The organism is Bacillus sp. UNC322MFChir4.1, from assembly GCF_000746135.1.
GTDB lineage: Bacteria > Bacillota > Bacilli > Bacillales > Bacillaceae_G > Bacillus_A.
In genome coordinates, this window is record NZ_JQKQ01000039.1 from 14,099 (window position 1) to 37,110 (window position 23,012).

Consider the following 23,012-nt stretch of genomic DNA (forward strand, 5'->3'; position numbering starts at 1 on the left):
TCACGAATACAAATCTAAATATATAGAAAAGAATGGGAGAAATACATATGATACAATATCCGTTTTTACGAAAAGGGGCAACAATTGGGGTTACAGCACCTTCTTCTGGTGTAAATGAAGCGTTACATAATATGTTTAAACAATCTTGTGAAAGTATGGAAAGAAAAGGATATACAGTCGTTTGCGGAGAAACAGTTTGGACACAAGAGAAAGCTAAGTCTGCTAGTGTGAAAAAAAGAGCAGATGAATTTATGGAAATGACCCAGGATGAGAACATTGATATTATCATTCCTCCTTGGGGTGGTGAATTGTTAATTGAAATAATAGAAGATATTGATTTTGAAAAGATAAATAAAAAATGGTTATTGGGATACTCAGATACGAGTGTTTTATTATTAGCGATAACGTTAAAAACAGGAATAGCGACTGCTCACGGGACGAATTTTGTAGATGTAAGAGGCGAATATTCTGATCATACAACAGCAATGTGGCAAAGTGTATTATCAACGGAAGCAGGGGATTCAATCACTCAATATTCTTCAGAGAAATATCAAGCGAAATGGCAACATAATAATCCATCACCGTGTGTGTTTCACTTAACAGAAGATACAAATTGGAAAACAATTTCGAATGGGAATGTGAACATTACAGGTCGATTGCTTGGCGGATGTATTGATGTGATTAGACATCTCATTGGCACGCCATTTGGTAATGTGCAAGAGTTTAGGGAGAACCATTTTCATGATGATCCGCTCATTTGGTACTTTGAAAATTGTGAGTTAACGACTACTGATTTACGACGTACGTTGGTTCAAATGAAGTTGGCAGGGTGGCTTGATAATTGTTCAGGCATTTTATTTGGGCGCAGTGCTGCCAATCATCCGGTGAATGAATATACCGCTGAAGATGTATATACAGAACTTACTGATGAGCTGCAAATTCCAATTGTTTATGATGTAGACTGTGGTCATAAGCCTCCGCAAATTACCTTTATAAACGGCGCATTTGCAGAAATTGAAGTGGAAAATGGTAAAGGTGTAATTACACAGCATTTTAAATAGGAATGTAGAGAGGAAATGACAGGAATGGAATATGGAAATATCTCAGAAAAATATCCAACACTCATTACAGAACGATTATGTTTACGACCGTTAACAATACAAGATGCTGCGGATATATTTGAATATGCTTCAAATCCAAAAATTGCGACATATACAGTTTGGTATCCGCATGAAACATTACAGGACTCACAAATATTTGTACAATCGATCCTAGATCAATATGAAAATGGAGAAATAGCAGCTTACGGAATAGAACTGAAAAACGAACAAAAGATCATAGGGACGTGCGGTTTTATCGAATATGAAGAGAATCATCATAAGGCAGAGCTAGCGTATGCATTATCACCAAACTATTGGGGGAAAGGCATTGCAACGGAAGCAGCAAGGGTATGTATTCGTTATGGATTTGAAACATTACAGTTAAATCGTATTGAAGCAAGATGTCATGCTAGTAATGTACAATCCGAACGAGTGATGAAACGATTAGGAATGCAATATGAGGGAATGTTGCGAAAAGATATGTTTGTAAAGGGAGCATATCGAGATACGAAAATATATGCGATTTTGCGAGAAGAATATGATATACAAAAGGGAGAGTAATAGAATGAATTATTTTTCTTCTACTTTCTCAATGATCTTGAGTTATGCTCATTTTGACTACAAACCCCTGAGAATGTAGTTTTACCAGTGTAAGCTTTCTGGTTTAGACTCCCACTTTTTTAGCACAATATGAGATAGAGAGAAAAACTATGAACCTCGATTCTAAAGTGAGTCGAGGTTTTTATGACAATAGTTAAAATAGATCGGAAAACAATTCCCTCTGTAATTTTCTTAAAAAAACGAATAAACAGAAAAATACGGTATATTCATACTGTTCAATTATTTTTAAGGGAGCTGTTGAATATGACAATGGAAAACCAAACAGTTGAAAATACGGAACTTACAATTTTTAACCACATTGGAAATACAATTGTAATAGAGGATCGAGAAATCCAAATTATTTCAAGAATAGAAGAGCCTCTCATTGTCGTGTTAGAAAATGTATTAAGTGATGAAGAGTGTGAATTGTTAATGGAAATGTCTAAAAATAAAATGAACCGTTCTAAAATTGGTGTTTCACGCAATATAAATGACATTCGGACGAGTAGTGGTATGTTTTTAGAAAAAAGTGAGGCCGCTACTAAAATCGAAAGACGAATCGCTTCAATTATGAGTGTTCCGGCCCAACATGGCGAAGGGTTGCAAGTCTTAAAGTATACGGTTGGTCAAGAATATAAAGCGCATTATGATTTTTTTGCAGAAAACAGTGCGTCAGCAAATAACAATCGTATGAGTACCCTTGTCATGTACTTAAATGATGTAGAGGAAGGCGGAGAGACTTTTTTTCCAAAACTCAACCTTTCTGTATCTCCAAAAAAAGGAATGGCGGTATATTTCGAATATTTTTATCAGGATGCATCATTAAACAAACTCACTTTACATGGCAGTGCACCTGTTATCAAAGGTGAAAAATGGGTTGCGACGCAATGGATGAGGAGAAGACCTATGTAGTCAACTATCCACCACTTAAACGCTAACACGTTTTGAAGCTTACGAGTTTAATATGGTACAACATCCATGATTGATACAATCTCGCTCCATGTTCCAGAAACTGCGCTACCGATTTTTTTAGTATTACTATGTTCATATTATGTTTTTGAGCTGTGACTTGAAAAAATTCTACACCGTCAAGATAAGCTTATTTGGTTTCTAAAGAGTAAAACCTTTGATTATTTAAAGGTCTTTAAAATCAACAATATTATTAACATAGCCTAATAAAAAAGAAGGAATTTACCATATTCAATATATAAATGCTGTACACAACAAATTAAAAAAGTGTATGGATAGGTTTAATGGTGTTGCAACTAAATATATTAGCAATTATATGTATTGGTTCAAATGGCCACAACTATTTGGAAATGATAAGGGAGTTGTAAAATATACTGGTTCAGCAATTAAAAAAATGTGAAATAAGATTTCTTATATAATATTCGATATATAGACGGGGGATAAATGTGATATTTAAAGAATTTGGCAATAAAAATATGCCAGTTATCATTTTTCTTCATGGTGGTGGACTGTCATGGTGGTCATTAAAATCACAAATTGAAGCATTGAAAAAGGAGTATTATATTGTTACACCTATTATTGATGGGCATGGTGATGATTGGAATAATACTTTTGTAAGTATAAAAGAATCGGCAGAACAGGTTATTAATTATATAAAAGAAAATTGTAATGGAAAAGTTTTTGCAATTTGTGGTCTTTCTATTGGTGCTCAAATCGTTGTTGAAATAATATCACAAGAATGTGATATTACAGAGAATGCTGTTATAGAAAGTGCGTTGGTTTATCCTATGAAAATGGCAGTCACATTAACTGTACCAATATATAATGTGTGCTATGGGTTAATTAAAAAAAGATGGTATGCAAAACTACAGGCTAAAACATTAAATGTACCAGATGAATTATTTGAAACCTATTATGAAGATAGTTCACGAATGACAAAAGAAACCCTAATTAATATTACGAAAAGCAATGGAGATTATTCAATACCTTCAACATTATGCAAGACGAAAGCGAAAACATTAATATTAGTTGGTGAGAAAGAATTATCAATAATGAAAAAATCAGCAACACTACTTCACGATACCATTAATGGTAGCTTTTTAAAAGTTATTAAAAAAAATGGACATGGAGAAATTAGTTTAATTCATCCAGATAAATACCTTGATATAGTACAACACTTTTTTATTAATAATATAAAATAAGGGATTCTTTTGGAGTTCCCTTAAAAATCTCATATTATCATTGCTTTAAAACATAGCCATTTAAAAAGAAGAATTAAAAATATATAAATATTTATCTAAATTTTCTAAAAATATTGACAAAATCACTTTCAATTTTTATACTTATGGCAGCTTGTATGAATGTAATGAACTGTTAATAAGTCATTTTGTAATACTAAATAATGAAAGCGTTTTTACAAGGGGGAGAAGAAATATGATGATGGATGTGCCATTAACAATTAGTTCGATGATCGAAAGAGCAGAAAAACTATTCCCAAAGAAAGAGATTATTTCTCGTACACATAGTACAATTACACGGTTAACGTATAAGGAGTTAGGTGAACGAACGAGACGTCTATCTAGCGCTTTGGAAAAAATAGGTGTGCAGCAAGGGGAACGAGTTGGCACGCTAGCATGGAATCACCATCGTCATGTAGAAGCATATTTTGCGATTCCTAGTATTGGTGCTGTCCTGCATACGATTAATATTCGTCTATCCTCACAGCATATTTCTTATATTATTAACCATGCGGAGGACCGCATATTACTCATAGACGAAGATATGGTACCGCTTGTGGAGAAAATTCAAGGGGAATTATCAACTGTACAAGCCTATATCATTATGACCGATAAAAAAGAGCTTCCAGAAACATCACTTCAACCTGTATACCATTATGAACAGCTTCTTGAAGAAGGAGATCCTAATTTTCCATTTTTAAAAGATATTGATGAAAATATGCCAGCTGGTATGTGCTATACATCAGCTACAACAGGTAATCCAAAAGGCGTCGTATATACACATCGCAGTACAGTTTTACATAGTATGGCGCTTGGCCTTGCAGATACAACGGCACTTTCTGAAAGTGATGCAGCTATGCCGGTTGTTCCTATGTTTCACGTAAATGCTTGGGGATTACCGTTTGCAGCAACATGGTTTGGATCAAAGCAAGTTCTTCCTGGACCAATGTTTACACCGAAAATTTTATTAGAGATGATGCAAGAAGAAAAAGTAACATTAGCAGCCGGAGTCCCAACAATTTGGCTTGGTGTGCTGCAAGAATTAGAAAAGAATCATTATGACTTATCAAATATAAAGCGGTTTTTATGCGGCGGTGCAGCTGCGCCGAAGAGTGTGATTGCAGCCTTCGAGCAAAAATATAACGTCCCATTTGTGCATGCATATGGAATGACAGAAACGAGTCCGCTTGTTACACTTGCACGTTTGAAAAGTTATGAAAATGAATTGCCATATGAAGAGCAACTTACGATACGTGCGAAGCAAGGTTATTTAGTGCCTGGTGTGGAAATGAAAGTTGTTGGGGAAAAGGGAGAGGTAGCATGGGACGGACAAGAAATGGGCGAGCTATGTTTACGTGCTCCTTGGATTGCGTCAAGTTATTATAAAGACGAGCGAACAGCAGAGGGATTTCGAGATGGCTGGTTATATACAGGAGATGTCGTTACGGTTGATGAAGAAGGGTGTATTAAGATTGTTGATCGAACGAAGGATGTAATTAAAAGCGGGGGAGAATGGATTTCATCTGTTGATTTAGAAAATGCTTTAATGGCACATGAAGCAATATTTGAAGCGGCTGTTGTTGCAGTACCGCATAAACAGTGGCAAGAGCGCCCCGTTGCATGTGTTGTTGTAAAACAAGATCAATCTGTTACAAAAGAAGAATTATATGACTTTTTAAAACCGCAATTTGCAAAATGGTGGCTACCAGATGAGATTGTCTTTCTGAAAGAAATTCCGAAAACTTCAGTCGGAAAATTTTTAAAGCAAGCGCTCCGAAAAGAATTGGAGCAATATTATGTAGAAGATTGAATAGTGATTGTAAACTATAATTATATTTTGGTTGACAATATAAAAAGGGCAAGGTAACATATCAGATGTGATATGTTACCTTATTTACATTTATAGTTTACAAACAGGAGAAAACACAATATGAATACAAGAAATTTAGTTTTTGTAGCTTTATTTAGTGCCATTATGGCAGTGTTAGGACTTTTACCACCAATTGCTTTATCATTTACACCTGTACCGATTACATTACAATCACTTGGTGTTATGCTTGCAGGTGGTTTGTTAGGATCTCGCTTGGGGGCTCTTAGCCAATTCGTATTTTTACTTGTTGTAGCAGCGGGTGCACCGTTGTTAGCTGGAGGTCGCGGTGGATTTTCGGTTTTTGTAGGACCAAGTGCCGGTTATTTAATGGGATATGTTATCGGAGCGTTTGTGATTGGATATTTCGTAGAACGTCTTCGCAACGTATCATTTTTGAAGTTATTTTTAATTAATATTATTGGTGGCATTTTCGTTGTATATTTCTTTGGTGTTATCGTACAAGCTTTTGTGATGGATATAAGTGTAGTAAAAGCAGCAAAATTAAGTGTTGTGTTCTTACCAGGAGATTTATTAAAGGCTGTATTTGCGACAATTCTTGTAACGAGACTGCAACGTTCATTGAAACGAACAATTTATCATACCAAATATGAAACACGTTAATACGTGTTTCTTTTTGTTATATATAAATACAAATTAAAAAATTGATATAAAAACCTTCTTTCTCTTTAGGCGGACGAGAGCGTCTGGCCATGCATAGAAGCGGTCATGTTGTATGCTGCATAGCGGTAACTTATATGTCGAAAAATTAAAATAGATATATAGAATAGGAAGTGAAATAGGTGGGAATTACAAAATCTTATGCAGCACATGCTTATTACCAACCGAACAAAATTGCAATAAAAACAAAAGATAAAATTGTTACATATAAAGAGTGGTATAGGTCTGTTTGCAAAGTGGCAAATTGGCTTCACGAGGAAGAATCATGTAATAAAAAGATTGCTATTTTGCTAGATAATAGCGTAGAATTTTTACAAATATTCGCTGGATCTGCTATGGCAGGTTGGATTTGTGTACCACTTGATCCGAAGTGGAGTATTCATGAACTAGAGGAACGGCTCCAAATCGTACAGCCTTCTATAATAGTTGTAGCACAGCATAAACGTAATCAATTGCCTCAAACAAATAGTAAAGTATTCTCGATTAGTACGTGGTCTGAGAGAATAACAAACGCCTCTATTACAGTAAATGATATAGAAAAAGCAGGAGAGTTACCGTTTTATTTGGGATTCACATCAGGGTCAACTGGAAAAGCAAAAGCGTTTCTCCGCTCACAACAATCATGGGTAGAAAGCTTTGCTTGTAATGTTCATGATTTTCATATGAATAATAATGAGACAGTGTTGCTATCTGGAACGTTTGTTCACTCTCTCTTTTTATACGGTGCAATGAGCGCTTTATTTATAGGACAAACGATATACATGACAGAAAAATTCATTCCAAACCGTGTGCTTTCATTATTAAAAAATGAAGATGTTTCTGTTATGTATACAGTCCCAACGATGTTAGAATCATTATACAAAGAAGAAAGAGTGATAGAACGAGAGATAAAAATTATTTCATCAGGTGCAAAATGGGAAGCTGAAGCAAAGCAAAAAATCAAACAGTTTTTTCCGAATACAAAGCGATATGAATTTTATGGGGCATCCGAATTAAGTTTTGTTACAGCACTATCTCATCATGATAATGAACAGAAACCATCTTCAGTTGGAAGGCCATGTCATAATGTAAAGATTAGTATTCGAAATGGGGACGGACAAGAAATAGAGCAAGGAATAGTCGGCACAATTTATGTTAAGAGTGAACAGTTTTTTATGGGGTATATAATAGACGATGCACCAATTGCTCAAGTAACGAATGATGGGTGGATGACGGTTCATGATGTAGGTTATGTTGATGAAGATGGTTTTTTATATATTGTAGGTCGAGAAAAAAATATGATAATTTTTGGCGGAATTAACATTTTTCCTGAAGAGATTGAAAGTGTATTGCAGATGCATCCAAGTGTAGAGGAAGCAGTGGTTGTTGGTAAGAAGGATATGTATTGGGGAGAAAAACCGATAGTACTAGTTAAAGGAACAGTATCAAAAAAGGAACTAAAGCAATTTTGTTTGGGAAGATTATCTGCCTATAAAATTCCGACAGAGTGGTATTTTGTAGATGTCATTCCTCATACAAGCAGTGGGAAAGTTGCACGGGCAGAAGTAAAAGAAATGATTGAACAGCAGGAGTTGACGTATGAATAGAGCAGTAATTGTTGAAGCAAAACGCACTCCAATTGGAAAGATAAATGGTATGTTTAAAGAATATTCCGTTGAAAAATTGGCAGCTCCATTACTTGTATATATAAGTAATGGAATCGAAAACGAAATCGATGATGTTATATTCGGAAATGTTGTCGGGCCTGGAGGAAATATAGCTCGGCTATCAGCATTAGAGGCAGGTTTCCCATATAGTGTACCTGGGGTGACGATTGATCGCCAGTGCGGTGCAGGGTTGGAAGCAATTCGGTTGGCATGTCATCTAATTCAAGGCGGAGCAGGAACTTGTTACGTTGCTGGTGGAGTGGAAAGTGTAAGTACTTCACAATTTGAAAAGCGAGCTCGTTTTTCACCTGAGCATATAGGTGATCCTGATATGGGAGTTGCGGCAGAGAATGTAGCGAAGCGTTACGGAATTACTAAGGAGATGCAAGATGAGTATGCATGTTTGAGCTATAAACGAACATTAGCGGCGTTAGAAAAAGGGTATTTACAAGAAGAAATTGTGCCAGTTTCTCATATTACAGTAGACGAAACAGTTAAACATTGTATGAATTATGAAAGAGTTATAAAACGAACACGTCCTGCCTTTTTACAAGAGGGGACAGTGACAGCAGGAAATTCATGTGGAGTGAACGACGGAGCGTGTGCACTTCTTATTATGAGTGAAAAGCAAGCGGAAAAGCTTGGGTATAAACCGGTACTACGGTTTGTACATAGTGCTGTTGCAGGCGTTGATCCTCATTTCCCTGGTAGTGGACCGATATTTGCGGTGCAAAAATTATTGCGACAGATGAATCTTACTATGGACGATATTGATTATATTGAAATGAATGAAGCGTTTGCTTCCAAAATCGTTGCATGTGCTAGGGAGTTAAACATTCCTTATGAAAAATTAAATGTAAACGGCGGAGCGATTGCTGCCGGGCACCCATACGGTGCATCGGGAGCAATGCTCGTAACAAGATTATTTTATCAAGTGCAAAGAAAACAGGCGAAATACGTGATTGCAACGTTAGGCATTGGCGGAGGGATTGGACTTGCACTATTGTTTGAAGCGTAATGGTTACATGTAATCTAATTTAATTATCATTCCAAAAGGAGTATATGCATGAAGGTAAATATACTATGGGATTTTGATGGTACTTTAGTAGATAGTTATCGTGTATTTGTACGTACGTTTAAAAGAGTTGTAGAGGAACACATACATGAAGATGAGGTTATAAAACAATTAAAGATTTCATTTACGCATGCTGTAAAATATTTTGGGTTATCACAACAGCAAATTGATCAAATATTAGAAATGGAAAGGTCGTTGCATCCATCGGAATATCAACCGTTTCCGAGAGTAGAGGAAGTGTTACAAAGAGCGAATTGTAATTGCATTGTAACGCATAATTCGAAGCAAGAAGTATTGCGGATCTTAGAGTACTATGGATGGTTACACTACTTTTCTGAAATTATCGGCTGGGAAGATGGATTCCCTAAAAAGCCGAATCCAGAAGCATATATTCATATGCAAAAGAAGCAAGCTATTCATTTCGTTGTGGGAGATCGTGCGTTAGACATTATACCAGCTACAAAACTAGGAATCACAACATGTGCCTTTCAAAACGAAGCAATTCCAGAAGCAGATTATTACATCGATTCATATGATCAGCTACTTCATATTATGAAAGAGAAGAGTCTTCAAATATAAAAGAAACACAAGAAGAAATTTATGCTTCTTGTGTTTCTTTTTGTATATGAATAAGGTGTGATAAAAATGCTTCGCCTGTAACAGTTGCTTTCCCTCCGCCGCGTGCGCTTTTTTGATTCCCTCCGCCTTTTCCTTCTATAAGAGGAAGGGCTGTTTTTAAAAGGGTATTCATATTTAGCTTAACAGCTGGGCCACATGCACAAATACATTGTAAGTTTTCGCCGTTTTGTGTAACAAAAAATGTAATGGCATGGTCATCTTTTTCTGTAAGGATAGCTGCTAATTTAGCAAGTTCATGCATAGAGCGATCTGTAAAGCTAACGGCAATTCGTTTGCCAAATGAAGTTTCTTCTGCTTGCTGTAACAATTCATTTGCTTCTACAAGAATGAGTTTTTCATTGGCTGCTTGCAACGCCTTTTCATTTTCCTTTTGAGTAGAAAGGAGCTGCATTATTTTGTTTGGAATATCGCTTTCTTTACTATGTAATTGTTGCATGGCATCTTTTACGAGGAATTGATTGCGCTGCATTAGTTCAATTGTACGCCATCCGCAAACAAATGTTAGACGAATGTTTCCTTTATAACGCTCCCAATTGACAATTTGAATCGGACCGACTTCACCGGTTTGTTTCGGATGCGTACCACCACATCCGTTAAAATCAAGATTTTCAATAATCACAACACGAATATTTTCTGTTACAGTTGGTTCTTTTCGCAAAGGAAGTTGCTTTGCTTCTTCTAGATTTACCCACTGAACTGTAATTGGACGGTTTTCAAATACAATTTGATTAGCAAGATTTACAGCTTCCTCAGCTATTTCGATAGAGAGGTCAGAAGTTTCTAAATCAATTGTTACGATTTCTCTTCCTAAGTGAAAACCGATTGTTGGAATGTTGAAGTGATCCCAAAATATAGCGGACAAAATATGTTGCCCGGCATGTTGTTGCATATGATCAAAACGACGTTTCCAAGAAACATATCCCGTTACTTCATCTGCATGTATTTCTTCAGTTATGTAATGACGAATTTCGCCATCTATTTCTTCCACATTTATAACAGGAATTTGATTTAATTGCCCTGTATCATGGGGCTGACCACCGCCTGTTGGATAGAAAGCTGTTTGTGTTAATGCAACATATAAATTGTCATCTTTGTCACGAGCTTGTTTTGTAATTTGGGCTGTAAAGGTTTGTAAATATGGATCTGCATAAAATAATTTGTGATTCACAACCTTACTCCTTTCAAACTTAACTTTATAAATACAAATTTAAAAATTGACATACCCCCCTTTTTCTTTTTAGGTGGGCGAGAGCATCTGGTCATGCATAGAAGCGGTCAGGGCCTATTTCTGCTACAGGGGCAATAAGTAGCAGTTTTGCTGTATTTTACATAGCAGCGACTTATATGTCGAAAAATTAATATATGGTTCTATTGTAAAACAATACGTATAATTTTCCTAATATTTCATAAGAAAAATTCTCTTTTTTGGAATTTTCTTGCTATAATAAGGGAAAGGGAACATAACGGGGGTGGATGATATGTTGTATGAAAATGGCGTACGTAAACTGATTCATCTAAACACAAATATTTCAGAACTATACCGAGAATTGCATGAAATGACCCGTCATTTAAAAGAATGTAACCGTGAAAGTGTAACATTTGATCGGTTATATGTAAAAGAATTGTTATGGAAAAAAGAAGATATTGTTTCTATGTATGATCAACTCCTCGTTCAAATTTGTATGAATGAATGTTTTGATATGAAAAGTTTCATTTCTGGGGAATATGCTTATACACATGAAGAAGTAGAGAACTGTGTAGCCGAATTTAATAGTAAACATAATGTGAATATTACATTAGAGGAAGTATTAAAAGAATTACAGTTTACATATGGTATTGATATGGAGCTGAAACGAACAGCTCGTGTTTAAGGAAACGGAAATTATGTTTTCGAAGGAAGCTGCTTTTCAGCTTTCTTTTTCTTTGCATAGTATTTAGACATAGAGAAGGTGAAAGTGATGAAGGGGAAGTTAGGGAGCATTCATCCAGTTGGGATGACTATCATTATTGGGACGTTATTTGCAAGATTTGCAACATCGATGAGCATTCCATTCTTAGCGATTTACTTAACGAATGCAAAAGGAATATCAGCAGGTGTTACAGGAGCGATTATTGGAACGAGTGCATTAGTTGGTGTATTTGCAAGTTTTATTGGCGGGAATTTATCAGATCGTTATGGGCGAAAGAAGATTATGTTATCCTCTATTTTAGTTTGGATTCTTGTCTTTATTGGATTTGGATTTGCGGAGCATGTAGCGGCATTTTTTCTACTAAATGCACTAAATGGGATGTGTCGTTCATTTTTTGAGCCAACGTCTCGTGCTTTATTATCTGACTTGACAAAACCGGAGCATCGTTTAATGGTGTTTAACTTACGTTACGGCGCTATTAATGTTGGTGTCGCGATTGGGCCACTTGTTGGTCTTCAGATTGGCAGTGCTAAATCAACAATACCATTTTTTATGGCAGCTATTATGTATGTTCTATATACAATTATACTCATATTGCAATTTCGCAGGTATCGTATTGGAGAAGAAAAAACAGGGGGAAGTGAACGAGTTACTTTTATAGATTCCTTACGCATTATAAGAAAGGATATTGTCTTTTTGGTTGCGTTAATAGGAATTATCATTAGTACAACAGGATACGCACAGTTTTCATCAACGCTTTCTCAATATTTTGCGAACTCTCATCAATTTGAAAATGGAGTGGAATTATTTTCTTATGCATTAACACTAAACGCAATTACTGTAGTAATTGTTCAGTACCCACTCATTCAAGTGTGTAAAAAGTATACACCGCTCGTATCTATTATGATCGGTACCTTACTTGTTAGTGCAGGATTATGTGGGTTTGGATTTGCAGAATCAATGTGGGCTGTTTTTACTTGTACAATCATATTCACAATTGGAGAAGTATTAATGTTTTGCATGACAGATATGTTTATTGATCAAATTGCGGTTTCGAATTTAAAGGGAACTTATTTTGGGGCAATGGGATTCTCTGGAATCGGTGCTGTTATTGGTCCGTGGTTTGGCGGACTTCTGCTAGATTATTATGGCTATCAGAGTGGTTTTACGATTTTTACAATTTTGGCGACCCTCACTCTGCTTGCATTTCCGATTCTTTTCGTGACAAGAAGTTTACTGCGTAAAAGAACGACAGAAGAAAAAATAGGAAATGCAAATGTAATGTGAGTTTACATTTAGGGATAAGGTTTTGAAATGAAAAAGGTGGATGACTACAGTCAACCACCTTTTTTCGTATTCATTGTTCCAGTTGTAGAAAGGGCATTTTTTGTATTACTTAATAAGTTTGTATACGATTATTTTATAAAGAAAACAGTACGTTCTGTTGATTGTGCTGTTTCTGTTTTAGAAATGTGAATGGTAAGAAGACCATTCTCCAAATAGGCTAACATTTTTTTATATATAATATTGCTTGGTAAGAAAATCATATGCTGTAAGGCAGGATTATTACAAAATACGTTAATTTGTAGGCCTGTCTCCATCTTTTTAATAAGGATATTTTGCTCAACTACGTTTGGGATATCAGCTTCTAAAATATATTCTTGTTCTGTTTCAAACAGGTCAACGTGAATATCGTTAGGAGAGGGGGCGTTTGCGTATAAATCGGAGCAAAATTGATTCATCCATTCTTCAAAGCCATCAACATGAAAATGGCAGTCTTTTTTCTTTTTCTTGCCCATTGTAAGAATACCTCCGTAAAATTTCCTTCATAATACGATATTCAATTTGAAATTAGAGGTGAAAGGGAAAGAGGAAATGTGGTTAAAAAAGAAAAGAAAATAGCATTAATATATGATAAATAGACAGTGCACATGCACTGTCTATTTTTTTTACATATCGTGGTGAGCATGATTTTTTTGGCGTGAATGCTGACGATTTTTAACTTTGTGTGACCCGCTTAATGGTTCTGGTTGGCCACCAGAAACTTGTCCTTGCGGTGAATTTTTTCGAATGGATTTGCTGTTGTTTTTCTCCATTTTTACTACCCCTTTTTTTATTAAACTTTAGCGATTCATTTGATAAACGGTAGAGCTCGATTAGCGAAACGAATTATTTGAAGAAGAACACCTCAGCATAAAGTTCCGCTTTATATTAGGATGAGAGAACTTCATAAATTTATACGAGAATGTTTTTTGAGAAAAATGTAAATGATAATGGAGAGTAATGACAGAAAGGGGAATGATTATGCCGTACCATAAGGATAAACAACAAGCATTTCAAGCTGCACAGCAAGGAATAACAGATGCAGAAAATGTATATAACAACATTGTAAAAAATGATCCAAATTATGCTCAGGATTTAAAACATTTACGACAAGAAGTGCAAGAGGCATATGAACAAATCCAAAATGCATTAGAAGTTGCTTCTGAAACGCAGCGAAAGCAATTACAGCAATACGAACAAGATTTAGAGCATATTATGCAAAATGTGGAGGAAGTGCGTGATTAATAGGTTGTTGAGTGTCTTCAGCAGCCTTTTCACATAAAAAGGGATAATAATGATTAAAAAAACGAACCGCATAATAATCAGCTGTCTAATCGTATTGTTAAGCTTGATAGGAATTGAAAAAGCCGAAGCAAAAATGTTAATGAGAAAAGAGTTAGAGCCAACTGGGTTTGTAACGTGGGAAGTACCAACAAATGAAAAAATAATAGCGATTACTTTCGATGATGGTCCTCATCCTACATATACACCGCAAATTTTAAATATTTTACGCGAATATCATGCTGAAGCAACTTTTTTTATGATTGGCTTCAGAATACAAAATAATCCATATTTAATCGAACAAGTATTAAAAGACGGTCATGAAATTGGAAATCATACAATGAAGCATTTGTATGCCCGCAATGCATCAGGACAAAGGCTCGAAAATGATATTCTACAGGGGAAAAAATATTTGGAAAAGTGGGTCGAGAAACCACTCCTTTTCCGTCCTCCTGGTGGTTATATTAATGAATCGGTGTTTAAAACAGCGACAGAAGCAGGGTATCAAATTGTATTATGGTCCTGGCATCAAGACCCAAAGGATTGGTCAAATCCCGGAAAAGATAAAATTGTACAACATGTTTTAAACAATGCAAGAAGTGGTGATATTGTTTTACTGCATGACGGCGGAACCGATAGAAGCCAAACAGTTGAAGCATTAAAAGAAATTTTGCCAGCCTTGCAAAAACAAGGGTATCGATTTGTGAAAGTGTCAGAGTTATTAAAGTACAAGCATTGAAAAATCCCAAAAGATGATCTTTTGGGATTTTAAATTATTGATTTTTTTTACGCTTTTTATTGTTTTGGCGTTGTGCAGGTGTTAATGGCTCGTTTGAAAATTCTTCGTTATATCCTGTACCTTGTCCTTGTGCAGAAGCAGCGTTCATTCCAGGAATAACATGATTTGCTTTACGTTTTCCCATTATTATCCCCCTTAATTGGCCATAAGAATTTGAATAATTCGATTCGTTTATAAAGTAAAATACCTTCTAAAAAGAAGTTTCACTTTATAGGAATAGTATCTGTTAACGGGAAAATTATTATACAACAACGAGGTTATAAAGAAAACTTATGAGAAACCATAAGTTTCTTATTGTTTACTTATCCAATAAGTTGTAATAATATATTATCGTAAGGTATTGAAAAATTTGGCTACATTTTATATTCAGACAACTTTAGTCACGTTTAACAGGGGGGTAACCATAATGGTAAAACACAATCCATTTAACACTCGCGCAACATTTGAAGTAGATGGAAATACGTATCACTATTATAGTTTGAAAGCGCTTGAAAATGCAGGGGCAGGTAATGTTTCTAAATTACCTTATTCGGTTAAAGTATTACTTGAGTCAGTACTTCGTCAAGTTGATGGCCGTGTTATTAAAGAAGAGCATGTTGAAAATTTAGCGAAATGGGGAACGAAAGATATTCAAGATATCGATGTACCGTTTAAACCATCTCGCGTTATCTTACAAGACTTTACAGGAGTTCCAGCTGTTGTTGATTTAGCTTCTCTTCGTAAAGCAATGGCGGATATGGGCGGAGATCCTGATAAAATCAATCCAGAAATTACAGTTGATCTTGTTATTGACCACTCTGTACAGGTTGATAGAGCAGGTTCAGCAGATGCGCTTCAATTTAATATGGATTTAGAGTTTAAACGTAATGAAGAACGTTATAAATTTTTAAGCTGGGCACAAAAATCATTTGATAACTACCGTGCAGTTCCACCAGCAACAGGTATCGTTCACCAAGTAAACCTTGAGTATTTAGCACCAGTTGTTCATGCAGTGAAAAATGCTGAAGGTGAACTTGTTGCATACCCAGATTCATTAGTAGGAACAGATTCTCATACAACGATGATTAACGGTATCGGCGTTCTTGGATGGGGCGTAGGTGGTATTGAAGCAGAAGCTGGAATGCTTGGACAGCCTTCATACTTCCCAGTACCAGAAGTAATCGGTGTAAAATTAACAGGTACACTTCCAAGTGGTACAACAGCAACAGACGTTGCATTAAAAGTAACACAAGTATTACGTCAAAAAGGTGTAGTTGGAAAATTCGTTGAATTCTTCGGTAGCGGTTTACAAAGCATGCCATTAGCTGACCGTGCAACAATTTCTAACATGGCACCAGAGTACGGTGCAACTTGTGGATTCTTCCCAATTGATGATATTTCATTAGATTACTTACGTTTAACAGGAAGAAGCGAAGAACAAATTCGTATCGTTGAGGAATATTGTAAAGCAAACGGCTTATTCTATACAGCAGATAGCCAAGATCCAACTTATACAGATCTTGTTGAAATTGATTTAAATACAATCGAGTCTAACCTTTCTGGTCCGAAACGTCCACAAGACTTAATTCCTCTTTCTGGCATGAGAGATGAGTTCCGTAAAGCTGTTGTGGCGCCAGTTGGTAACCAAGGATTTGGATTCGCTGAGCAAGAATTTGATAAAGAAGTGAAAGTTGTATTACAAGATGAAGAAGTAACGATGAATACAGGTGCAATTGCAATTGCTGCAATTACAAGCTGTACAAATACATCTAACCCATATGTATTAATTGGTGCAGGCTTAGTTGCGAAAAAAGCAATTGAAAAAGGACTTAAAGTACCTGGTTATGTAAAAACATCATTAGCACCAGGATCTAAAGTTGTTACGGAATACTTAGATAAGTCTGGATTAACAGCTTATTTAGATCAACTAGGTTTCCAAACAGTAGGTTATGGTTGTACAACTTGTATCGGTAACTCTGGTCCATTAGCTCCAGAATTAGAAGAATCAATTGCTGCAAATGACTTATTAGTAACATCTGTATTATCTGGTAACCGTAACTTTGAAGGTCGTATTCATCCGCTTGTAAAAGCAAACTACTTAGCATCACCACCGCTTGTAGTTGCATACGCACTTGCTGGTACAGTAGATATCGACTTGAAAAATGATGCAATCGGTAACGATGCAAACGGCAACCCAATTTACTTTAACGACATTTGGCCAACAGCGGCAGAAATCGAAGAAGTTGTACAAAACGTTGTAACATCTGAACTATTTAAGAAAGAATATGCACAAGTATTTAACAGCAACGAACGTTGGAACGAAATCCAAACTTCAAACGAAGCGTTATATACTTGGGATAATGACTCAACATATATCCAAAACCCACCGTTCTTTGAAGGATTATCTAAAGAACCAGGTGAAGTAGAAGCACTTTCAGGACTACGCGTAGTTGGTAAATTTGGCGATTCTGTAACAACAGACCACATTTCACCAGCAGGATCTATTGGTAAAAACACACCAGCAGGCCGCTATTTATTAGAAAATGGCGTGCAGCCAGTTGACTTCAACTCTTACGGTTCTCGCCGTGGTAACCATGAAGTTATGATGCGTGGTACATTTGCGAACATCCGCATTAAAAACCAAATCGCACCTGGCACAGAAGGTGGATTCACAACGTACTGGCCTACAGGCGAAGTGACATCTATCTATGATGCAGCAATGAAATACAAACAAGACGGCACAGGTCTTCTTGTAATCGCTGGAAAAGACTACGGTATGGGAAGCTCACGTGACTGGGCTGCAAAAGGAACAAACCTTTTAGGCATCAAAGCAGTTATCGCAGAAAGCTTCGAGCGTATCCACCGCAGTAACCTTGTATTAATGGGCGTATTACCATTGCAATTTAAAGATGGTGAAAGTGCAGAAACATTAGGTCTTGCGGGTATTGAGTCATTTGAAATTCAAATCGATAAAACAGTAAAACCACGCGACCTTGTAACAGTAGTTGCGACTGACCTTGATGGAAACAAAAAACAATTTGAAGTAGTAGCACGCTTCGACAGCGAAGTAGAAATCGACTACTACCGTCACGGCGGTATCTTACAAATGGTTCTTCGTGAGAAATTAGAAGAGTCTAAGGTTTCTAACTAAGTTTAGGTGTCAATAATTTAACAATAGTATAGTAGTTTATAGATTAGTATAAATATTTACGCTGAAACAAAAAAGGGAAGATGACGAGAGTCATCTTCTCTTTTTTTCGTTATCGACCATTCTTTGCAATATATCGGCGATTCAACACGATATAAACATACAAGTTCATTTTTTGAAATGGAATTGGTATACCTAGTCATTGTCACTCAACAATAATTATATATGAAACAAATAATAAGAATTAACAGAAAATATGATATATTAGATAATACGCGCTAGAGATTTTTAATGTCATATAAATTTATTACATACAAAAGGGTAGTATTTTATCCCGCATTAATGGGCAGTAATACTCCCGCCTCAAAATTCAGCGGAAGCAAAGAAGTTAGGCGGGAGTATTACTGCCCGTAAAAGCCCGATTGGTTCAACTAATAATCAGTGGGGGATGAAGAAAACCCCCACTGATTAAAGTTTCACTTTATGAAAGGGGAATTATTATGAGGACTGAATTTAACGATAAAACGAAAGAATATGCGATTGGTAGACCGACTTATCCAGAAGAAATTATCAATAAAATGAAAGAACTTGGAATTGGAACACAATCTATTATCGCTGATATTGGTGCAGGAACAGGGTTACTTACTAATATGTTATGTCAGTTAGGTTGTAAAGTTTTAGCAGTTGAACCGAATGAAGAAATGCTTAATGAGTGCAAACAATATTGTTCGGCTAATACAAACATTGAATATATTAATGCACTCGCTGAAAAAACGCAATTAAAAGAACAGAGTATAGATATAATTACGATTGCACAGGCATTTCACTGGTTTGATAAACAATTGTGTAAAGCAGAATTTAAACGGATTTTGCAAGAAGATGGCTACGTTATTATTTTATGGAACGATATGTAAAAGGACAGTGAATTTGCTAAAGAATATATAGATACTCTTTACAAATATAAAATTAAAAATACGGCTGGTATTTCCAATTTTGACCCTGATAAAGAGAAGTTTGATTTCTTCGGACAAGATTATATAAAAATGTTTTTTGATAATTGGCAGCCAGTAACGGAGGAAGGTTTAATTGGAAATGCATTATCGTTATCCTATACACCATCAAAATTAGATAGTAATTATGATGAATTTCTTCAAGAAATTCACAATCTGTTCTTGAAATATCAACAGGATGGAAAAGTCACTTTTCATTACAAAACAGAGATGTATATTTGTAAATTTGCAAAGTAATGCTTTTGTGAAAAACGATATTCTTAAAGATCGGTTGAAAAACAAAAATTAAGCCTGATAAAAGACAGCAAGAAATTAATAATGTAATAGACAACCTGAAGAAGTTTCGTCCTACCAAAGTGGCTCTGGAAGTGTTAAAAGAAACTCAAGATAATTTGAGCCAAGATTATAATGCCTTCCGTAGAGGCGATTTACAATTGACCGCAAATGAGCGACATCAATTTGGCTTTAGATTAGCGAATGATATGCAACTAATCTTTCTCACTTCAAATAATCACCATATGTAAAATTTTAAAAAAAGGGGGGGGGAAATCGATATGAGCTACCTTATTGCTTTGATACTTGCTGTTCTATTAGCTTTTTCATATAAAATTGTTGATATTACAGTTGGCGTTATTATTGGAAGAACGTTGTACCGAAAGATAGAAAATGAGATTATTTATATATGGGGAACACTGCTGATAGTAATTACTTATTTTTATGAAGATAATTATGTATTCCGTTTACCAATTCACTACGAACCAATTGTTCTATTAATCTTGATTGCCGCGATAACGAATATTTTCATTTCGCGATACTCAGGATATAGGCCGAACGGGAAAAAGAATATCTTAAACTTTGTAATTATGTATCCTATTTTTGAAGAAGTAATTTTTAGAGGGATGATGATACCAATACTTAACAATTCATTCCCGAAATACCCTTTTTATGAAATAGCTTACATACCAATTACGGTACCAATCATAATATCTTCCTTTCTATTCGCTGTAGCTCACTTACAATATTACAGTTTTAATCAGACTAGCATAAAATTTATGCTGTTCGCATTTGTCGGGGGAATCACATTTGGTGCGATTACGGATTACTCACTATCAATTGTTTTTTCACTGCTTTTGCATGTGGAGTTTAATTTACTTGCAGTATATTACTCAAAAAAGAGTACAATAGGGGCGATGTAATGACTACTATTAAAGAAATCGGAAGTCTATGTATTACAGATAAAGATGGATATATTATCAACCAGTCAGATAGGAATAAAATCAATCCTATTTTTTCCCTTGTAATTCATGATGTGATTAATGCTTATTCGACCTATCTCAAAGATGATTTGCATAGTGTATACATAAGAGGATCAATTCCAAAAGGGATAGGCATTGAAGGTGTGGCGGACTTAGATACAATAGCGGTTACTAAGCAACATCCTAATAAATTAAAATTAAATTGGGTGAAAAAAATAGAACACAGGTTAAATCAAAAATATGATTGCGTAGATGGCATTGAACTAAGCTTCTACTCCATAGAAGAGATTCTAAATACTTCATCTTTTTCTATAATGAGTTTTATACTTAAAACTCATGGAATATGCGTATTTGGAGAAGATTTGATACCTCAATTACCAAAATATAAAGCAAATGAAGCATTAGCAAATGACCACCTTATTCACTTACAAACTCAAATTAAAAATGCTTGTGAGGATCTTAAAGATAATTCTGATATAGAGGATATTAAAGATTGTTGCAAATGGATTATGAAAATTATAGTAAGAGCTGGACTTGCACTTGTCATAATGAAGGAAAACACATATACAAGAGATTTATATCCTGCTTATAAATTGTTTTCGAAATATTTTCCTGAAAAGGAACAGGATATGAGAAAAGCACTTGAATATGCAATAACACCTATAATCGATACAAAAGTACTGTTATTATTTTTAAATGAATTTGGAAAATGGATGATTAGTGAAGCTGATAGATGGCTACAATTCTATAATTCAAATAGAGAATTAAACATGAAGATATAGACTATTTACTGAGTGGTTTTAATTGTGATTTCCAGTGTTATTTTAGTTATTATTTAGGATTTTCTCCACAATAACTGAACTACTTACAATTTCTATTCCTTCATAAATATTTGAAACTTTTCCTAAAATAGAACCTCGTCCACACAACTATGTTGCAAAGTAATGCTGACCTGGAACACGATATTCTTCAACTCAAGGTCAGCTGTAAGTCAAAAATTAAACCGGATAAAAATGTAATGACTTTTAAAAACTACGGCTAATTTTACTTCTTGACCGTGGTTTTATTTGATTACGAAAAGAGGGGGATCAGTGGGTTGAAACCGTTACGTGTAATCGGTGTGAAAAATCTGAATTTTATTGACAATATAGGATTAAAATTGTAATGTCGAATGCAAGGGAAAGTGTACATAAGAAAGATTCGAAACTTACATCACTAACTCTATAGAAAGGGGAAAACAAACAATGAGTAAAGTTCTTGAGTATTATTCTACATTCGACGAATGGGGACGCCTTGACCGTGAACCATTAGAGTTTCAAGTGAATTGGCACTACATACAAAAATATTTACCTAATACAGGAAAGATATTAGATAATGGAGCTGGACCTGGTAAATATGCTATGAAATTGGCTGAACAAGGATATAATGTAACTTTGACTGACCTTGTACCTAGATTGGTTGAGTTTGCCGAGGATAAAGCAAGAGAGCTGGATTTATTCGATAAGTTTTCTGGATTTTATACTGCGGATGCAAGAAATCTCGATATGATAGCAGACGAACAATTTGATGGTTCCTTAATGATGGGACCTATGTATCACTTACAATCAGAACATGATCGTAATGTAGCTGTTAAGGAGTTATATAGAGTTACAAAAAAAGATGGGATTGTTTACGTAGCTTTTATGCCAAGAATTAAGCATGTTCTTTCATCGTTGTTATATCCTAAGACATGGAGACCAAATGATACTATGGATTCTATTCAGCAATTTATTCAAACTGGTGAATTTAATCATAGTGATGAGGGAAGATTTACTGAAGCTTATTATTTTAATATTGAAGACATTAATCCCTTTATGGAATCTCATGGATTTGAGACATTAAATCTTATCGGCTCATCTAACATTGGTAACCTATTATCAAAAGAGCAATGGGAATATTGGAGGAATTCAGGGATAGATGAATTCAATCAACTGATTGAATTATTGAAAGAAACAGCAACCAATCCCTATGTTTTAGGAGTATCGTCTCATTTGCTTTACATTGGTAAGAAAAGCGGATAACTATTTTCTGATAACAATATTATATTAATCATCAGTGCAACTTTATTTAATTCATTGAAAAATGCTGGTGATTGTGTACTACAAAATTTCATTCAATAAATTAATTAGAAAACTGTTAACATATCAAACAACATAAAAAGCCACGGTACTCGTGGTCTTATCCCTGTCAAGTAGACAATATAAAAAAGCTATGCAGCTAGTGCGTGTCTAAACTCAATCGGCGCACGCTGATTGAGTTTAGATTGAAATCGTTGATAATTATAATAGTAAATATAATCTTCGACGGCTTGTCTTAACTCACTTTCTGATTTACACTGGTGTAGATACAACTTCTCTGTCTTGAGGTGCGAAAAGAAGGATTCTACACAGGCGTTATCTAGGCAGTTTCCTTTGCGAGAGTGGCTGCCTTTTATGCCATATGCTTCTAATCG

At 35.3% G+C, this 23,012-nt stretch carries 25 protein-coding genes and 1 pseudogene; 21 read left to right on the forward strand and 5 right to left on the reverse strand.

Annotation, left to right across the window (positions count from 1 at the left end; translation table 11 throughout):
• Positions 1 to 47 precede the first annotated feature (47 nt).
• The 10 genes and pseudogenes from BR72_RS14760 to BR72_RS14800 all read left to right on the forward strand — a co-directional run bounded on the left by BR72_RS14760 (position 48) and on the right by BR72_RS14800 (position 9,755).
• Positions 48 to 1,061 (forward strand): S66 family peptidase, encoded by a 1,014-nt coding sequence (locus tag BR72_RS14760; RefSeq protein WP_035434108.1) that lies wholly within the window; start codon positions 48 to 50, stop codon positions 1,059 to 1,061.
• Between the two features lie 24 nt (positions 1,062 to 1,085).
• Positions 1,086 to 1,661: a GNAT family N-acetyltransferase gene (locus BR72_RS14765; RefSeq protein ID WP_035434109.1), complete on the forward strand. Its 576-nt coding sequence runs from the start codon at positions 1,086 to 1,088 to the stop codon at positions 1,659 to 1,661.
• Between the two features lie 303 nt (positions 1,662 to 1,964).
• Positions 1,965 to 2,612, forward strand: a complete 648-nt coding sequence (locus tag BR72_RS14770) for a 2OG-Fe(II) oxygenase (protein WP_035434110.1) — start codon at positions 1,965 to 1,967, stop codon at positions 2,610 to 2,612.
• Positions 2,613 to 2,880: 268 nt separating this feature from the next.
• A pseudogene (locus BR72_RS25665) lies at positions 2,881 to 3,039 on the forward strand (IS1595 family transposase); the annotation flags it as partial.
• A gap of 76 nt (positions 3,040 to 3,115) precedes the next feature.
• Positions 3,116 to 3,871 (forward strand): alpha/beta fold hydrolase, encoded by a 756-nt coding sequence (locus BR72_RS14775; protein WP_035434111.1) that lies wholly within the window; start codon positions 3,116 to 3,118, stop codon positions 3,869 to 3,871.
• Positions 3,872 to 4,103: 232 nt separating this feature from the next.
• Positions 4,104 to 5,717: a long-chain fatty acid--CoA ligase gene (locus tag BR72_RS14780; RefSeq protein WP_035434112.1), complete on the forward strand. Its 1,614-nt coding sequence runs from the start codon at positions 4,104 to 4,106 to the stop codon at positions 5,715 to 5,717.
• Positions 5,718 to 5,837: 120 nt separating this feature from the next.
• Positions 5,838 to 6,398, forward strand: coding sequence for a biotin transporter BioY (locus BR72_RS14785; protein WP_051957327.1), 561 nt, complete (start codon positions 5,838 to 5,840; stop codon positions 6,396 to 6,398).
• Between the two features lie 179 nt (positions 6,399 to 6,577).
• Entirely contained in the window at positions 6,578 to 8,041 is a 1,464-nt protein-coding gene (locus BR72_RS14790; RefSeq protein ID WP_035434113.1) for an acyl-CoA synthetase, read from the forward strand.
• Entirely contained in the window at positions 8,034 to 9,119 is a 1,086-nt protein-coding gene (locus BR72_RS14795) for an acetyl-CoA C-acyltransferase (protein ID WP_035434114.1), read from the forward strand. Before BR72_RS14790 ends, BR72_RS14795 begins: the two co-directional genes overlap by 8 nt.
• Positions 9,120 to 9,167: 48 nt before the next feature.
• Positions 9,168 to 9,755: an HAD-IA family hydrolase gene (locus BR72_RS14800; protein ID WP_035434115.1), complete on the forward strand. Its 588-nt coding sequence runs from the start codon at positions 9,168 to 9,170 to the stop codon at positions 9,753 to 9,755.
• Positions 9,756 to 9,774: 19 nt separating this feature from the next.
• On the opposite strand, the gene BR72_RS14805 is transcribed toward BR72_RS14800, so the two are convergent.
• Entirely contained in the window at positions 9,775 to 10,983 is a 1,209-nt protein-coding gene (locus tag BR72_RS14805; protein ID WP_035434116.1) for a serine-tRNA(Ala) deacylase AlaX, read from the reverse strand.
• Positions 10,984 to 11,293: 310 nt separating this feature from the next.
• On the opposite strand from BR72_RS14805, the gene BR72_RS14810 reads away from it, so the two are divergent.
• Together BR72_RS14810 and BR72_RS14815 are read left to right on the forward strand one after the other, a co-directional pair.
• Positions 11,294 to 11,686 (forward strand): hypothetical protein, encoded by a 393-nt coding sequence (locus tag BR72_RS14810; protein ID WP_035434117.1) that lies wholly within the window; start codon positions 11,294 to 11,296, stop codon positions 11,684 to 11,686.
• A gap of 87 nt (positions 11,687 to 11,773) precedes the next feature.
• Positions 11,774 to 13,012 carry an MDR family MFS transporter gene (locus BR72_RS14815; protein ID WP_051957329.1) on the forward strand — a complete coding sequence of 413 codons (1,239 nt, stop codon included), beginning with the start codon at positions 11,774 to 11,776 and terminating at the stop codon, positions 13,010 to 13,012.
• A gap of 128 nt (positions 13,013 to 13,140) precedes the next feature.
• On the opposite strand, the gene BR72_RS14820 is transcribed toward BR72_RS14815, so the two are convergent.
• Complete coding sequence (locus BR72_RS14820) at positions 13,141 to 13,524, reverse strand: Hsp20/alpha crystallin family protein (protein ID WP_035434118.1); 384 nt, start codon at positions 13,522 to 13,524, stop codon at positions 13,141 to 13,143.
• Between the two features lie 150 nt (positions 13,525 to 13,674).
• Positions 13,675 to 13,821, reverse strand: coding sequence for a small acid-soluble spore protein P (locus tag BR72_RS14825; protein WP_035434119.1), 147 nt, complete (start codon positions 13,819 to 13,821; stop codon positions 13,675 to 13,677).
• Between the two features lie 208 nt (positions 13,822 to 14,029).
• Here BR72_RS14825 and BR72_RS14830 point away from each other — a divergent pair, with 208 nt between their 5' ends.
• Positions 14,030 to 14,293 (forward strand): hypothetical protein, encoded by a 264-nt coding sequence (locus BR72_RS14830; RefSeq protein WP_035434120.1) that lies wholly within the window; start codon positions 14,030 to 14,032, stop codon positions 14,291 to 14,293.
• A gap of 49 nt (positions 14,294 to 14,342) precedes the next feature.
• Positions 14,343 to 15,068, forward strand: a complete 726-nt coding sequence (locus tag BR72_RS14835; RefSeq protein WP_035434122.1) for a polysaccharide deacetylase family protein — start codon at positions 14,343 to 14,345, stop codon at positions 15,066 to 15,068.
• A 34-nt stretch (positions 15,069 to 15,102) separates the two neighbouring features.
• Here the strand turns inward: BR72_RS14835 and sspO are convergent, their stop codons facing one another.
• On the reverse strand, positions 15,103 to 15,252 hold the full coding sequence (gene sspO, locus BR72_RS14840) for a small acid-soluble spore protein O (protein ID WP_020063103.1): 150 nt from the start codon (positions 15,250 to 15,252) through the stop codon (positions 15,103 to 15,105).
• A gap of 282 nt (positions 15,253 to 15,534) precedes the next feature.
• On the opposite strand from sspO, the gene acnA reads away from it, so the two are divergent.
• The 7 genes from acnA to BR72_RS14870 all read left to right on the forward strand — a co-directional run bounded on the left by acnA (position 15,535) and on the right by BR72_RS14870 (position 22,581).
• Positions 15,535 to 18,258: an aconitate hydratase AcnA gene (acnA, locus tag BR72_RS14845; protein ID WP_035434123.1), complete on the forward strand. Its 2,724-nt coding sequence runs from the start codon at positions 15,535 to 15,537 to the stop codon at positions 18,256 to 18,258.
• Positions 18,259 to 18,755: 497 nt separating this feature from the next.
• Positions 18,756 to 19,169, forward strand: a complete 414-nt coding sequence (locus BR72_RS14850; RefSeq protein WP_051957330.1) for a class I SAM-dependent methyltransferase — start codon at positions 18,756 to 18,758, stop codon at positions 19,167 to 19,169.
• A gap of 129 nt (positions 19,170 to 19,298) precedes the next feature.
• Positions 19,299 to 19,502, forward strand: a complete 204-nt coding sequence (locus tag BR72_RS14855; protein ID WP_035434125.1) for a hypothetical protein — start codon at positions 19,299 to 19,301, stop codon at positions 19,500 to 19,502.
• 131 nt (positions 19,503 to 19,633) lie between these two features.
• Positions 19,634 to 19,789, forward strand: a complete 156-nt coding sequence (locus BR72_RS27680) for a DUF5694 domain-containing protein (protein ID WP_442852847.1) — start codon at positions 19,634 to 19,636, stop codon at positions 19,787 to 19,789.
• A 30-nt stretch (positions 19,790 to 19,819) separates the two neighbouring features.
• Positions 19,820 to 20,461 carry a CPBP family intramembrane glutamic endopeptidase gene (locus BR72_RS14860; protein WP_035434126.1) on the forward strand — a complete coding sequence of 214 codons (642 nt, stop codon included), beginning with the start codon at positions 19,820 to 19,822 and terminating at the stop codon, positions 20,459 to 20,461.
• Positions 20,461 to 21,303, forward strand: coding sequence for a hypothetical protein (locus tag BR72_RS14865; RefSeq protein ID WP_035434128.1), 843 nt, complete (start codon positions 20,461 to 20,463; stop codon positions 21,301 to 21,303). The genes BR72_RS14860 and BR72_RS14865 overlap by 1 nt, the downstream gene beginning before the upstream one ends.
• A 462-nt stretch (positions 21,304 to 21,765) precedes the next feature.
• Positions 21,766 to 22,581: a class I SAM-dependent methyltransferase gene (locus BR72_RS14870; RefSeq protein WP_035434129.1), complete on the forward strand. Its 816-nt coding sequence runs from the start codon at positions 21,766 to 21,768 to the stop codon at positions 22,579 to 22,581.
• Between the two features lie 188 nt (positions 22,582 to 22,769).
• Here BR72_RS14870 and BR72_RS25670 read toward each other — a convergent pair.
• A partial coding sequence (locus tag BR72_RS25670; RefSeq protein WP_156107952.1) for an IS3 family transposase occupies positions 22,770 to 23,012 on the reverse strand: 243 nt, incomplete at its 5' end.